Origin of the sequence: Roseovarius sp. THAF27, assembly GCF_009363655.1 — a bacterium.
GTDB lineage: Bacteria > Pseudomonadota > Alphaproteobacteria > Rhodobacterales > Rhodobacteraceae > Roseovarius.
Window position 1 is genome coordinate 18979 of record NZ_CP045395.1, and the last position, 15058, is coordinate 34036.

A 15058-nucleotide genomic window follows, 5' to 3' on the forward strand; every position below is an offset into this window, starting at 1 on the left:
CATGAACGAGCGCCCTCCCCTGCGGCATGCCTTGTATCATTACACCTGCGAATATGACGCCTGGGGGGTGATGGAAAGCTTCGCGGTCCCGGACCGCAAACCGGAACCCGGTATCGTGAAGAACTTTCTTGACGTGCGCGTGCCGCCCAAGATCCTGCCGCGGGCGCTGAACGGTCTCGCGGGACAGCTGGAGCCGCTGCCCGATCCCGGCAACTGGCATGCCGACATCGCCGAATGGGCGGCGGCGCTTCTGTCGGTGGTGCGCGCGTCGGGCACCTACCGCATCGTGGAACTGGGCTGCGGCTGGGGCTGCTGGATGGTCAACATGGGGGCGGCAGCCCGCGCCCGGGGGCTGGCGGTCGATCTGATCGGCATCGAGGGCGACCGCGGCCATCTAGCGAACGCGCGCGAGGTGCTGGAGCTGAACGGGTTCGGCGACAGCCAGTTCAGCCTGCACCACGGCATTGCCGGACCGAAACCGGGCAAGGCGATCTTTCCCGATCCCGAGACCGGCACCGCCCAGTGGGGCGGCGAGGCGATCTTCTATCCCGACGACAGGACTCTGCGGCAGGCTGAAGAGGACAGGACCGTGCAGGTACTCGACTGCAAGACCCTGTCGGAACTGTCCAACAATCAGGTCATCGACCTGCTGCACATCGACATCCAGGGCGCCGAGGCGGATTTCGTCGTCGGCAACATGGACAAGATCGAGACCTACGTGCGCCGGGTGCTGATCGGCACCCACAGCCGAGCCATCGAAGGGCGGCTGTGCGATCACTTCATCGACCACGGCTGGATCATGGAAATGGAACGCCCGGCCATCGCCCCGCTCAAGGCCGGCCGGCCGGTCATCCGCATCGACGGCGTACAGATGTGGTCCAACCCGGCGCTGACAGGGGCCAAAGCAGCGGACAATGCACACAAGGGAGAAGCCTGAGATGGAACGTGTCATCGGTGTCAGCTGGCCGCGGTCGGGGCATCACCTTCTGGTGCGGCTCCTGACCCTCTATTTCGGGGAGGGGTTTCTCTACTGCGACTTCTACGGCGGCATCGAGAACTGCTGCAAGAAGACCCCCTGCAAGCGCCGCGATGTCCACCTGAGCAAGAGCCATGACTTCGACCTCGGCATGCCGCAGATCGCCCGGCGGAAATACCTCATCCAGTACCGCGATTTCATCCCCTCCGTGGTGTCCAACTTCGAGCTGCACGTGCGCAACGGCGGTGCCGACACGCTGGAGAACTTCCGCGTCTTCGCCGGCACGCAATTCGATTCCTACCGCGCCTTCAGCGAGAAATGGGTGCAGTCGGATTTCGCCGCGCGCCAGCTGGTGATCGAATACGACACGCTGCAGAGCGATCCCGCGACCACCCTGGCCCGCGCGGTCGGCTGGTTCCAGCCCGACCGGGACCCCGATGCCGCGCGCATCGACCAGGCGGTCGCCCGGGTCGACGGCGAGCGGGTCGAACGCGGCCGCGTGACCCCGCTCAAGGGGGCGGGCGTGCACAGCGCCCGGCGCATCGAGGATTTCCGCCACTACCGGCCCGCGCTCTTTGCGACGCTCGCGGCTATGCGGCTCACCCGGCCGGAGGTGAAGGCCGTGTTCCGCGAGGAGCTGGGCCGCGATCCCTCGCCCGAGAACCTCGTGAACTTCCAGGCTTCCGCATCCATCGACACCCTGCGGCGCGATCTGCGCGCTTCGCAGGAATATATCGACCGTCAGGGGGCCAGGGACCCGGACGACGACAAGGGCGGCACATGACGCTCGATGCCGACACCATCCGGCTGGGCTACCAGCTTATTCTCGCCCGCCATCCCAGCGATGCCGAGATAGAGAGCGGGCAGAAAACCTTCGAAACCCTGCCGGCCATGCGTCAGGCCTTTCTGAAGTCGCGCGAATTCCGCCGCAAGTACGACCGTCTTGCCGCCGAATTCGCACAGGCCCAGCACCCCACGCTGGTGCATCTGCGCATCCCCGCTGCGGAACCCGAAGGACTGCACGACACTCTGCTGGCGGAGGAGTTTCTCGACCCGGCGCTGTCGGCCCGGCCCGACACGCTGGAAGACCTGCGCCAGATGACCTCGGCCGAACAGCGCGCGCTGCGGTATCTGCACGGCGATCTGGACTATGGGGCGGGCGAAGCACTGGAAGGGCCGCATTACTATCTCACCACGCTCGCCGAACCCGGACCGCGCCTGCACGCGCTCTGGCGGGCCTGGGGGGACGGCGCGGGCTTCGGCGCGTTTCTGCAGGCCGGGCTCGACGACATCGCCCTGCGCCCCGAGATCGACAACGGCCAGATCCGCCGCCTCGCCGGGGACCGGTCCGTGGAGTCCATCGGTGAAGAGGCCGCCCTGCTGCGCCGCGCCCTGCACAACGCGCTGGGACCGCGGATTTTCCTCGGCATCGCCGAGGCACCTCAAGCCGTACTGGCACATCTGGCCGAAAACGGCCTGTTTGCCCCAGGCCTCCCGTCGGTGGCTCCCGTTACGCCGCATCCCGATTACACGACCGATCTGGCCGGGCTTTCCCCGGAGGAGCGCCACCTGTTCGACGCCTTCACCGCCTGGGACGGCTACGCCTACGATATCTGCCGCCAGCTGCCCGCCCCGACCGGCACTCCCGCCTCCTGACACACGCTTAAAAACCAAAGGAACCCCGCATGCCCCAGACCCCCGACAAGGCCGCCATACTGGCCAAGGCCAAGGCCCACAACTGGTTCCACGCGATCCGGCTTTACGATGATTTCGTCACCGGAGGTCCCGACCGCACCGCCGAAAAACTCACCGTGCTCGACACCATCGGTCTGCCCCGCGACATGACCGGCATGCGGGTGCTGGACATCGGCGCCTGGGACGGGTTCTTTTCCTTCGAGGCCGAACGGCGTGGCGCCGCCGAAGTGATCTCGCTCGACCACGTGGCCGAAGAGGCCACCGGCTTTCCGATCGCCGCCGAGGCGCTGCAGAGCAAGGTCTCCTGGCGCCAGCGCAACATCTACCACCTCGACCCCAAGGACATCGGCACTTTCGACATCGTGCTGTGCCTGGGCGTCATCTATCACCTGCGCCACATCCTGCTCGGGCTCGACCGGGTGCGCGGGGTGATGAACCAGGGCGGGCTGCTGTTTGTCGAAACCGCCTCCATCGACGGGCATGTGATGCGCAACTCCGGCGGCTTCGGCAAGCTGGCCGATGCCGCGCCCGACGCCGATCAGACCCCCTTGCTGCAACTTTACCCCGGCAAGGAGCTGGGCAAGGATCCTACCAACTTCTTCGCTCCCAACCGGGCGGGGCTGGACGGGCTGCTGAAAGCGGCGGAATTCAGCGTGGTGAATTCCACCGCCCTGACCAAGGCCTTCCCGAGCCGGGCCTTCGCCCAGGCCCGCGCCGTCAGCGATCCCGAAACTGCCTTCTACCGCGACCGCGACGAAGCCGTCCTGTCGCGCCGCAAGACATTCTGATATCGTCGGACGTATCGTGGCGGCGGCGCTGACCGCTTCCGCCCCGGCATGCTCCGGCCCGGACATTAAAAGGCCTCTAACCATGATCACTCCTGTCCTTCTGTGCGGCGGTTCCGGCACCCGGCTCTGGCCGCTGTCCCGCAAGAGCTTTCCTAAGCAGTTCGCCGATATCATGGGCGACGAGAGCCTGTTCCAGGCCTCGGCCCGGCGGTTCTCGGGTACGGGCTTTGCCGATCCGCTGCTGGTGACGGGCGACAGCTTCCGCTTCATCGTGGGCGAACAGCTCGAGGCCTGCGGCATCGCCGCCCAGGCCACGCTGATCGAACCCGACGGGCGCAACACCGCCCCCGCCGCCGCCACGGCGGCGCTGAAACTGGCGCAGACCGATTCGCGGGCGCTGATGCTGCTGGTGCCGTCGGATCATGCCATCGCCGATCCGCAGGCCTTTCGCGATGCCGTCGGCGCCGGGGCGGTCGCGGCCCGCGAGGGGCAGATCGTCACCTTCGGCATCGCGCCCACCCGCCCCGAAACCGGCTTTGGCTGGCTCGAAAGCGGGGCCGAGAGCCATCCGCAGGTCATGCGGCTCGAAAGCTTCATCGAGAAACCCGACCAGGCCCGCGCCGAGACCCTGCTGCAGGACCCCCGCTACCTGTGGAACGCCGGCGTCTTCCTGGTCCGCGCCGACGTGCTGCTCGACGCTTTCCGCGCTCATGCGCCCGAGGTGCTGGCGCCGGTCGAGGCGGCGATGGAAAACGCCGTCCAGGATCTCGGCTTCACCCGTATCGACCCCGAACTCTGGGCGGCGGTGCCTGACATCTCCATCGACTACGCGGTGATGGAAAAGGCCGCCAACGTCAGCGTCGTGCGGTTCACCGGCAAGTGGTCGGACCTGGGCAGCTGGGAAGCGGTCTGGCAGGAAAGCCACCGCGACGCGTCGGGCAATGCGCTGACCGCCCACACGACCGCCTTCGATTGCGAGAACACGCTGCTGCGCTCTGAAACCGACGAGATCGAGCTGGTGGGCATCGGCCTGAAGAACATCGTCGCCGTGGCCATGCGCGACGCGGTGATGGTCGCGGACATGTCCGACAGCCAGAACGTCAAGAAAGCAGTCTCTACACTGAAGACTCGCAAGGCCAAGCAGGCGGTGCAGTTTCCCGTCGATCACCGCCCCTGGGGCTGGTTCGAGACGCTGATCCTCTCCGACCGCTTCCAGGTCAAGCGCATCCATGTGCATCCGGGCGCCGCGCTGAGCCTGCAAAGCCATCACCACCGCTCCGAACACTGGATCGTGGTGCAGGGCACGGCGCGGGTCACCGTGAACGACGACGTCCAGCTGCTGACCGAGAACCAGTCGGTCTATATTCCGCTGGGCGCCGTGCACCGGATGGAAAACCCCGGCAAGGTGCCGATGGTCCTGATCGAGGTGCAGACCGGCAGCTACCTGGGCGAGGACGACATCCTGCGCTACGAGGATGTCTACGCCCGAACCTGACGGGCTGGCGCCCGCCGCGCGTCAGAACCAGCGCCCGGTCGCGACCATGCGCGCCGAGGACGCGACCCGGCTGCCGTTGTGCGCCCAGCCGTTGACGGTGACGCCGCTGCCGCTGCCGGTGCCGCTGGTCGAGATGAAATGCGCTGCCGTCACCGCGATGCTGCCGGTGACATGGGGCGGGTCGGCAAAGGGGACGGGATAGGTCCACAACACGCCGGCTGCCGCCGAGGTCTCCAGGTCGCCGGTGCAGATCTGCGTCCCGTCGGCAAAGCGCACATATCTGCCCGAAGCGGCTTGGCCCTGCTCGATCACGGCGCCGGTGGGCTGACCCGCGCTCTGGCTCACCGGACCCAGCAGGGTGTCGCGGGCATAGGCCGGTTGTCCGCCGATCATGGTGCCCGCGGCCAGGTCCGGCACCCCGGTGCCCGCGGCGACCGACAGGGCCGTGTGCCAGGCCGCCCCGTCGGCGCTGACCTTGATGGCGAAATCGTCCGACCCGGCAGTGCCCACCTCGGCGCGGCCGGAAAAGCCGGTCTGGAACAGCAGGCTGGCCGTGTCCGGCGCATCCGCCTTGTTGACCTTGACCTGATGGCCGGCGCCGACGTTGTCGAACAGGCTCGCCTCAGAGGCCACGGTCAGGCGGTTGACCGCATCCGCCACGGCATTCACACCGAACTGCAGAAGGCTGTCGACGACCGGCCCGCCATGGGGAACCCAGTCCGCGCCGTCGAAGACGACAAGACCGGCCGTGTCCTGCCGCCAGGCCAGCCAGCCTTCCTGCGGAACCTGGAAATACCAGCTCGTAGCTTCCCGGACTGCAATGGACCCCGCCTGCCCGGCCCACGCCCCGGTGGCCCCGGTGCCCACGATGTGCCGGTCCCCCACGGTCGGTGTCGCGGGCGGGGTGTCGCCCGCACTTTGCACACTCAACTGCACGATGGCATCGAGCACCCGCAGCGCCTCGTTGTGGGTGACGTGTTTCTGCGCTTGGGCGGGTTGGATATAGGGTAGCGCGTGAACGGCTGAGGTATCGGACATCTGGTTCTCCTGCAAAGTCGATCCGGAACAGGCGGCATCAAGCGCGATCATTGCGCTTCCCGGTAAAGACTTCCTGAGACCACCGTGCGGTGACACCTTGCAACCCCGTACGACGCCCGGCCCGGCATGTCGGCGTGATCGATCAAAAATAGAGACAAGACATGATTGAAAAGATATGATTTCGCATATGGACGACCGATGCATTTCGAAGCGCAGCTTCGAATGATTCGGTCTGAATCCGCCCCGGTTACTCATTAATATGAGCGCAAACCAGCGATTGTTTCCAACTAAGTATAGCGAGTGCGGGTATTTTTCCGAAATTTCCGGATATTCCGGTTTTTACTTCATGTGGTGCAGCTTTGTGTGTTTATATTATGCAACGCATGCGTGTCTGACATCCGCTATCGTCAACCATGTGACGCCATGTTTCGAATTGAATTGTAATTGACCGTCTGTGACCTGCCGTGCCTGAAGGGGGGACGAACCTAGTCCACATGCTGGCAGGAGCCTTCTTGGCTTTGCATTCGGTCAATCGTGCCCCCGGCCCGTCAGGGTCGGGGGTATTCGTCAGACGATCAGGACAAACCGCCGCTCTATCCCCGTTCGTCCTGCGTGCGCACCCAGCCCAGAAACGCGGCCTGAGGGTCCGACAGGCGCTTGCGGCCCGATGACGCCCACCAGGCCTGCCATTGCGCGGCCAGCGCATGGACGTCCGCCCCCGGCATGATCTCGCGGACCACATCGAGCGTCCGGGGATCGAGCAGCGGGGCGCCCGCCACCTCGATCATGGTTTCACGTGTCACGACGATCAGATCGCCCGGCGCCTCGCGCAGCGTGTAATCCGGCAGGTTTCCCGCCTCGATCATCCGGCGCAGAGCTGCGCGAAACACGCGCAGGGGGGCCGCGGAGCCCGCCTTCTTGTGCAGGGTCGCGACGCTGACGGTCCATTCCGCCTGCCGCCCGCAATGCTTGCGCGCCAACTCGTAGATCCGCCGCTCCAGCGGCTTGCGCAGGCGGAAATAGTCGCGGTTCAGCGTCAGCACCGAGCGCGACAGCACCGCCCGGAACAGCCAGTCCGACAGCGTGATCGTCACATGCATCATCCGCCCCCCCCTGGAGCGGCGCACGATCTCCCAGGCCTCGATCAGACCAAAGCCGCTGGTGGTCTCCACACCGCCGGTCGCGAGGTTCGTGGTGATCCGTGTCCCGGCAAGCCGCTCGAAGGCCTCCTTGAGGCGGGCATAGGCATCGCCGGATGTATCACGGTTGGTCGCCACCAGCAGATCATGCGCCTTGAGATGCAGCGTGCGGCTGATCTCCCGCCCGGCATTGAGCGCCGCCATCAGCTGGCTCACGCAGTAGATCAGGATGTCCTTGTCATGGATCGTCGCCCGGCCCCGGACACTGGGCGTGACCTGCACCTGCACATCGTTATGCGCATAGGACAGCACCCGCCGGTCGGGCCGCGTGGCCAGCGAAAAGATCGGGTGCTCCATCGTGCCCAGATCGTCCTTGAGGCTGACGTCAAGGAAATCGCAGACGAAGAAATCCGCCGTGGGGTGGCGGTCGGGCAGCAGGCCTCCGCCGGTCCGGGATGTCGCACTCACTGCTCGTGCCCTCGTTCACGTCCTTTATGGACGTTTCTTCTTATCGGGGTTTCAGTGACACCAACCCTAAAGTTATCCACCGAGTCCGTCCAGCATAGTATCGGCGGATCGGAGTCGCACAAGCGGCGGATCGGAATCGCCTTATCGGGGGATCGGAGTCACACGGTTCCCGGATGAGAGCGAATTTGCCTTTTCTCATAATGGCTTCGCTGGAACCCCATGATCCCGTAACGTATATCTAACAAAAAAATAACTGGATATTGCGGGGCCACCCTCCGAAAATGCGATGCAGATACAGAACCTGACCCCCTGCATTGCATAGAAAAAACAAGGATGTGGCGAATAAGGTTCCATGTTGCGCTTTTTGTGATATCTTCGCAGATAATGCTAACATGAACGGATATCACGATGCCCGGCGACACACAGGCAGGCTTGCCGCCCTACTTCACCATCACCCCCGATGCGGCGCTCTCCCAGCTGGGGGACCCCGCGGACACCGCCAGCTTCCAGGCCATCGCCAAGGCCTGTGCCGCGGGGCGCAGCGACCTTGCGTCGCGCGGACTGGAGAAGGACGGCCTGCGCACCCTGCGCCGGTTCTCGACCTGGGAGATCACCCGCTATCTAATTCCCGTGGCCACCGGCCATTTTCGCCGCGTCCTCAAGCAGAACCCGCATTTGCCCCAAGGCCGGTCGGAAAGCGCGGGTGCCGCGAAGTGGTTCACCCTCGATGAAGTTCTGCGGCTCAGAGCGCATTTCGCCGCCGAAGGGTCGAAGGCCAAGAACTACCTGCCCTACCGTCCTGCGAATCTGCCCGCCAAGATCACCGCCGTGGCCAACTTCAAGGGCGGTGTCGGCAAGACCTCCACCGCCGCGCACCTGGCGATGTCGGCGGCACTGGACGGCTACCGGGTGCTGGTCATCGACCTGGACAGCCAGGGGTCGATGACCTCGATCTTCGGCGGCAAGGTGGCAGATGAATGGGGCACCGTCTTTCCGCTGATCGCGCGCCACTATGCGCGCCACCAGCAGGCCGAGAACCAGCGCCGGCTGGACCGTGGCGAGACACCGCAGCCCCTGGACGACACGCTGGTCGAAGCCCTGAAAACGAAGGCGGGCGACCTGGTGCAGAAAACCCACTGGTCCAACATCGACCTGATCGGCGCGCAGTTGAACCTCTACTGGGCGGAGTTCCAGATTCCGGTCTGGCGCATGGCCGGGCGCGGCTGGAAGCTCTGGGACGCGCTGACCGACAGCCTGGCCGAGGACGGGCTGCTCGATGCCTATGACGTCGTGTTCCTCGATACGCCCCCGGCCCTGGGGTACCTGACGATCAACGGGCTGGCGGCGGCGGACATCCTGCTGGTCCCGCTCGGCGCCTCGTTCCTCGAATTCGATTCCACGGGGCGGTTCTTCGACATGCTGCAGGCCACCTTCGGCTCCATCGAGGAGGCCGAGAACATGGCAGCCCGCGCCCTGGGCCGCGACGGGCTGGCCTTTGAATGGGACGCGGTGCGCGCGGTCCTGACCCGCTACGACGCGACCCAGCAGGGCGAGCTTGCCAGCCTGATGCAGACCTACCTGGGGCAGGTGCTGTCGCCGCACCGGCAGGATTACACCGCGCTGATCGGCCAGGCCGGCGAACAGGTACAGGGCATCTACGAGGCCGATTACCGCGATTTCAACCGCGAAACCTACGTCCGTGGCCGTGAAACCTTCGATGCCACATATGCCGCCTTCAAGGCGCTGCTGGTCGGAGCCTGGCGGCGCGATGAACTGAACCTGCTCGAGGTCGCGGAATGAGCGTGCGCAGGAACGGCATTTTGGTTACGGCTGCCGGTGAACATTGCGCTTTGTCTTCAGCAAAGGAGTGCCTGACATGAGCAAACGCAAGCGCCTGACCGCCGCCAACCCCGAATATCGGGAGGAGCCGTTGGAAACCAAGGCATATTTCATGGGCGTTGCCCCCACCCAGACGCGCCGGGCCCCGGTGGCGCAGGTGGCTGGCGACAGCTCCTTGGTCGCCGCGCTCGAGGAAGTGTCCGAAACACTGCGGCGCGCCCGGGAGGACGGTCGCATGGTGCTGTCGCTGTCCCTGGACGCGATCGAAACGGATTACCTGGTCCGCGACCGCATCCGTGTCGATGATGACGAGCTGAACACGCTTTGCGCCTCCATTGCGGCGCGCGGACAGCAGATGCCGATCGAGGTCGCAGCCCTGCCGGGGGACCGCTACGGGCTGATTTCCGGCTGGCGCCGTCTGACGGCGCTGAAGCGGCTTGCGGCGGAACGGCCCGACGCAGGGTTCGACACGGTGCTCGCGCTGCTGCGGCGGCCCGAAGACAGCGCCGAGAGTTATCTCGCCATGGTCGAGGAAAACGAAATCCGTGTCGGGCTGAGCCATTACGAACGCGCCCGCATCGCCGCCCGGGCGGTGGACATGAATGTCTTTGAAGATACGGGCGTCGCCCTGCGCAGTCTCTATGCCAATGCGTCTCGGGCCAAACGCTCCAAGATAGGTTCTTTTCTCCGGCTGGTCTCGGCGCTGGACACGGTCCTGCGGTTCCCCGAGGACATCGGTGAAAGGCTCGGCCTGAAGCTTTCCACCGCGCTGGAGGAAGACCCGCGGCGCGGTCCCCGGCTGGCCCGGGACCTGCAGGAGGCCGACGCCCGCGACCCGCAGGCGGAAAAGGCCTGTCTGGAGCGGTTCCTCAAGCGTCTGAAGACCGCCGAGGCACCCCCGGCCGCGCCGCGGGAGGAACCCCGCAAGGGGGTATTCATGCAGCATGACGGCAAGGACCGTCTGGTCCTGTCCGGACCGGGCGTGACCCCGGATTTCATCGACGCCCTGCGGCGCCATCTGCAGGATTCCGACTGACCACAGCCTCCTGCGGGAAATGTTTCGCGCGCGAAACATTTCCTCTCGCGGAGTTCTTGCATCCGCCCGGTGAGGTCACTATCCGGAGCCGATCGGGGTAAGAGGGAAAATCCTTGCTGTTCATCCGCACCTACCGCGTCTTCCAGTACTACGCTGCCGAAACCGCCAAGCTCGACCGTCCCGGTCCGCTCCTGCAGGATCCGGCCGGGCATCCGGTTGGCGCAATCGAACGTATCTCGGTCGAGGCCGGGCGTTTGACGGTAAGGGGGCGGGCGGCGACCGTCCGCGTCATCCTGCGCCAGGGGGCTGCCGAAAGCAGCGCGCTGCCCGGACCGCGCGATCCGGACGGACAGGCGCCGTTCGTTCTCGACCTGCCCTATGCCCCCGGCCCCGCGCAGCTTGTGGTGGAACATGCCGACGGCACATTTGTCCAGCCGTTTTCGGGGTTCAGCGACCGTCAGATCAGGCTGGCACGGGCCCGGAGGTTCATACCCTTCTGCGTCAGGCTGATACGCCTTGCTCCGGTGATCTGGCGCTGGAAGCGCACCGGGGATCTGGGTGCGCGCGAGCGGGTCAAGGAAGCGCTGAGCTTGGTGCCACCCTCCCCGGCCGGTGCGCTGGACCCAGCGGTCCTTGACCCCGCGGGGGCACCGCCCCCCTCGGGCTCCGATGCCTTCATCATCGTGATGCCGGTCTACAATGCCCTGGAGCTGCTGCGCGAGGCGCTGGAGCGGGTCGCACGGCACAGCCCGCCGGGCTGGCACCTCATAGCGGTCGAGGACCAGTCCTCCGATCCCGAACTGCGGCCCTGGCTGCAGGGCTGGGCGCAGGCCAGAAAGGATAGGGTGACGTTGATCCTGAACGAGACCAACCTGGGCTTCGTGGGCGCGGCAAACCGCGGGCTGGCGGCGGCCCGTGCACGCGACCCTGGGGCGCCGGTGGTGCTGCTCAACTCCGACGCGCTTGTGCCTGCGGGTTGGGCGGCGCGACTGCTTGCGCCGCTGGAGGATCCGACGGTCGCTTCCGTCACGCCATTTTCCAACGATGCGGAGATCTTCACGGTGCCGGTGATTTCCCGCCGGGTCGATCTGCGGCCGGGGGAAGGCTATGACCTTGCCCAGGAGGCGGCCCGGATCAATGCAGCCGCCGCAAGGGTGGACCTGCCGACCGGCGTGGGGTTTTGCATGGCGCTGTCGCCGCGCTACCTTGCCCGGATACCGCAGTTCGATACGGCGTTCGGCCGCGGCTACGGCGAGGAGGTGGATTGGTGCCGCAAGGCCCTCCTCGCGGGCGGGCGGCATGTGGCGGCGGCGGATCTCTTTGTGGAACATCGCGGCGGGGCCTCCTTCGGATCCGCCGCGAAAAAGGCTCTGATACAGCGGAATGCGGACGTGATCTCGAATCGCTATCCCGGTTTCGATGCCGAGGTGCGCAGCTTCGTGGCCGCCGATCCGCTGGTCACGGCGCGGCTGGCGCTCGGGCTGTCGCTGGCGGCCGCCAGGGCGCGGGATCCGGTCCCGGTCTGGCTGGCCCATGCCATGGGCGGCGGGGCCGAAAGCGACCTGCAAACCCGGATCGCCGCGCGGACCGGGGCGGGGGAAAGTGCGGTGGTCCTGCGTGTCGGGCGGGGCTGGCGGTGGACGCTGGAATTGCACGGGCCCGAGGGTATGACCGCAGGTATTTCCGACGGATTAGAGACTGTGGAGGCCCTGGTAAGCCGTCTGCCCCGGCGCCGCATCATCTATTCCTGCGGCGTGGGCGACGCCGACCCCGCCGGCCTGCCGCGCGTGCTGCTGTCACTGGCAGGCAGGGGACCCCGGGCGGTCGGGCCGGAACCGCAACCCGTCGAGGTGCTGCTGCATGATTATTTTCCCATCAGCCCCAGCTATACCCTGCTTGGTGCCGACGGTGTCTGGCGCGGTGTGCCCCTGCCTGAAAACACCGCGGGCCGCGATCCGGCACATCACTGGCGCGGCCCCGACGGCACGCGGACCGGCCTGGCCGCCTGGCAGGCGGAATGGGGCGCACTGCTGGCGGCGGCCGCCCGGATCGAGGTCTTTTCCGAGGCCAGCCGCGATATCCTGTGCATGGCCTATCCGTCCTGTCGCGCTGCGATCACCACCCGCCCCCACGCCTTGCCCGTGGTGCCGCCCCGGCTGCGCCCCGGCGCGCGGGCGGACGGCGTGCCGATCATCGGCGTGCTGGGCAACATCGGCCCGCACAAGGGGGCGGATGTGCTCGTGCAGCTCAGCCAGTCGCTGGCCCGTTCGGGGGCGGCGCGGCTGGTGGTGATCGGGCGGCTGGCGCCGGAATACACGCTAGCCGCGCCCGCCCGCGTGCATGGCCGGTACCGGATCGAGGATCTGCCGGGGCTGGTGGCCCGCTACGGCATCACGGCCTGGCTTGTGCCGTCGGTCTGGCCCGAGACCTTTTCCTTCACCACCCATGAGGCGCTGGCCACCGGCCTGCCCGTGCTGGCCTTTGACCTGGGGGCGCAGGGCGACGCGGTGCGCGCAGCCCCCAACGGCACCGCCCTGCCCTGCCCCGGCCCCGATGGCATGGATGTCGCGGCGCTGCTGGCGGTCCTGTCGGCTGATATGTCATGACCGATCCGCATCTCATCCTGCACCTCGGGGCGCCGAAATGCGCGAGTTCGGCTCTGCAGGCGGCGCTGACCGCCCGGCCGGACCACTCCGCCAGCACCCTCGACAGGCCGCTGCGCTATGTTGGGTGCCGTCACGGCCGATCCGGACTGAGACCCTTTTACGGCGCCGCGGTCAGGGCCCTCGGGCAGCGGTCGGTCTACGGCTATCTCAACTGGCCGAATCTGTCCCCCGAGACCCGCCCTGCGGCGCTGGCGACGGGGCTGACCCGGGCCCTGGACCGGGCCCGCTCGCTCCGGCATGTGCCGATCCTGTCCAGCGAAGGTTGGCTTGCGCATCCCGGTTGGTTCGCTGAGGAATTGAAGGCGCGGGGCAACCCGCCGGTCGATGCGGTGGTCTACCTGCGTCCGCCGGTCGACTGGATCAACGCGGCCTGGTGGCAATGGGGGATCTGGGGCGCGCCGAGCCTGGATGCCTGGCTGGACCGCGGCACACCGCTCTACCGCTTCGGGCCGCTGCTGGAGGCCTGGGCGGCCATTCCCAACCTGCGCCTGCATATCCGTCCGACCCGGCCCGATGCGGTGGCCGACTTTGCGGCCCTTTATGGCATAACGCTGCCCGCTCCGTCCGTGCGCAACGCCGCGGCACCGCCGAGCCTGACCGGCTTTTTTCTGCGCAATCGACAATTCCGGAGGACGGCGCATGACACTGCGGCGGAGTTCGTCTTTCAGCGCTGGTGCCCGATGCCGGATGCGGCCCGGTCCTGGGCCGTCCTGCCGCGCCATGTGCACCGGTTGCGTCCCTTGGTGGCCGAAACGCACAAGCGCATCACTGCCCTGCTGCCGGAGGAGGAGGCTGCATTGCTGTTCGCGGACTCGCGCTGGCAATCCGAGGCGGGATATCACGACCGTATCATGTCGGGCCCAAGTCGCCCGCACGATCCCGCGGCGCTTCCGGATCTGCGGGCCGCCCTGTGCAGCGGGATTGAAAACGTGGCCTGCGAGCTTGGCAAGCAGGTTCCCGCCTTCCCGCCCGCCTTGGATGAAGGCGCGTCCGTACAGGCATGGGATGCGTCTCTGTCATCCATGTTTGAGACGCTTCTGGCGCTTGATGCCATCTGGCGTTCGGGAACCATACGTCGTCTGATCACCCCATTATGGCCAATCAGATCCCGTTGAGCAGGTCGCGGTGGTTGCGCCGCAGCAGCAGCAGCCCGGCCGCCAGACACACAAGCGACAGGCCGGTCACATAGGCGGGGGAGACGTAGGTGGCGTCGTAGGTGCCGTAGAACCCGCGGCGCATCAGGCCGATGACATGGACCAGCGGGTTGTACCACAGGAAGTCGGAATAGGTCTCGGGCAGGCTTTCGAACAGATAGAAGACCCCGGAGATGATGAACATCGGTCGCATCAGGATCGACCAGACCTTCTGCATGATGTCGAACCGGGTGAACAGGTAGCAGTTCAGGACACCGATCCCTAGGGACAGCAGCGCGGTCAGCGTAAAGGCTTCGACAATGACCGTCAGATCGGGCGTGACCCTTGTTTCGAACAGCAGCATGCAACCCATCAGGATGACGTATCCGACCATGAGTTGGGTCATGAGGTTGAGCACGAAACGCGCAATGATCGCATCCAGGAAAGTGACCGTGGGGTAGGCCAACAGCTGCCGTGAATAATGCAGTGACTGCGCTACCTTGTTGTGGATGTCGGTGAAGGTCAGGAAAAGCAGCATGCCGGTGGAGTAGAACATTGGAAAGCTGACCCCGAGGGGGGGGCTGCGAAAGGCCGCCGCAAAGACCAGCGACAGCAATCCGATGCCCGCCACAGGTTCGAGCACGGCCCAGAGGTATCCGCCGGGGGAACGGCCATTGGTGGTCGACATCTCGCGCAGGATCAACGCGCCGATGGCGCGCAGCGAGGCGAAACGTCGCCGGGGCTGGCGGGCGGGCAGGGGCAGGGCCGTATCGTATGTCATCGCG

The 15058-nt window shown here is 66.3% G+C and carries 12 protein-coding genes; 9 read left to right on the top strand and 3 right to left on the bottom strand.

The annotated features are described in order from the left end of the window. Position 1: 1 nt before the first annotated feature. The 5 genes from FIU89_RS21765 (at position 2) to FIU89_RS21785 (ending at position 4954) form a co-directional block, all read left to right on the top strand. On the top strand, positions 2-937 hold the full coding sequence (locus tag FIU89_RS21765; protein ID WP_254701916.1) for a class I SAM-dependent methyltransferase: 936 nt from the start codon (positions 2-4) through the stop codon (positions 935-937). Position 938: 1 nt separating this feature from the next. After that, a complete protein-coding gene (locus FIU89_RS21770; protein WP_152494695.1) occupies positions 939-1760 on the top strand; it encodes a hypothetical protein in 822 nt (273 codons plus the stop codon). After that, positions 1757-2632, top strand: a complete 876-nt coding sequence (locus FIU89_RS21775) for a hypothetical protein (RefSeq protein WP_152494696.1) — start codon at positions 1757-1759, stop codon at positions 2630-2632. Before FIU89_RS21770 ends, FIU89_RS21775 begins: the two co-directional genes overlap by 4 nt. 29 nt (positions 2633-2661) lie before the next feature. Then, positions 2662-3459, top strand: a complete 798-nt coding sequence (locus tag FIU89_RS21780) for a bifunctional 2-polyprenyl-6-hydroxyphenol methylase/3-demethylubiquinol 3-O-methyltransferase UbiG (RefSeq protein ID WP_152494697.1) — start codon at positions 2662-2664, stop codon at positions 3457-3459. 82 nt (positions 3460-3541) lie between these two features. Beyond that, complete coding sequence (locus tag FIU89_RS21785) at positions 3542-4954, top strand: mannose-1-phosphate guanylyltransferase/mannose-6-phosphate isomerase (protein WP_152494698.1); 1413 nt, start codon at positions 3542-3544, stop codon at positions 4952-4954. A 21-nt stretch (positions 4955-4975) separates the two neighbouring features. On the opposite strand, the gene FIU89_RS21790 is transcribed toward FIU89_RS21785, so the two are convergent. Both FIU89_RS21790 and FIU89_RS21795 read right to left on the bottom strand, forming a co-directional pair. Next, the gene (locus FIU89_RS21790) at positions 4976-5992 is read right to left on the bottom strand and encodes a DUF2793 domain-containing protein (protein WP_152494699.1); all 1017 of its coding nucleotides are present in this window, start codon (positions 5990-5992) and stop codon (positions 4976-4978) included. Positions 5993-6585: 593 nt separating this feature from the next. Beyond that, complete coding sequence (locus tag FIU89_RS21795) at positions 6586-7599, bottom strand: replication initiator protein A (protein WP_254701917.1); 1014 nt, start codon at positions 7597-7599, stop codon at positions 6586-6588. 408 nt (positions 7600-8007) lie between these two features. Here FIU89_RS21795 and FIU89_RS21800 point away from each other — a divergent pair, with 408 nt between their 5' ends. The 4 genes from FIU89_RS21800 (at position 8008) to FIU89_RS21815 (ending at position 14255) form a co-directional block, all read left to right on the top strand. Then, positions 8008-9399, top strand: coding sequence for an AAA family ATPase (locus FIU89_RS21800; RefSeq protein WP_152494700.1), 1392 nt, complete (start codon positions 8008-8010; stop codon positions 9397-9399). Positions 9400-9475: 76 nt separating this feature from the next. Beyond that, positions 9476-10474: a ParB N-terminal domain-containing protein gene (locus FIU89_RS21805; RefSeq protein ID WP_152494701.1), complete on the top strand. Its 999-nt coding sequence runs from the start codon at positions 9476-9478 to the stop codon at positions 10472-10474. Between the two features lie 113 nt (positions 10475-10587). Continuing rightward, complete coding sequence (locus FIU89_RS21810; RefSeq protein ID WP_152494702.1) at positions 10588-13080, top strand: glycosyltransferase; 2493 nt, start codon at positions 10588-10590, stop codon at positions 13078-13080. Further along, a complete protein-coding gene (locus FIU89_RS21815) occupies positions 13077-14255 on the top strand; it encodes a hypothetical protein (RefSeq protein ID WP_152494703.1) in 1179 nt (392 codons plus the stop codon). The genes FIU89_RS21810 and FIU89_RS21815 overlap by 4 nt, the downstream gene beginning before the upstream one ends. Here the strand turns inward: FIU89_RS21815 and FIU89_RS21820 are convergent. Next, positions 14242-15054, bottom strand: a complete 813-nt coding sequence (locus FIU89_RS21820; protein ID WP_152494704.1) for an ABC transporter permease — start codon at positions 15052-15054, stop codon at positions 14242-14244. The two genes, FIU89_RS21815 and FIU89_RS21820, sit on opposite strands and share 14 nt — an antisense overlap. Positions 15055-15058 lie beyond the last annotated feature (4 nt).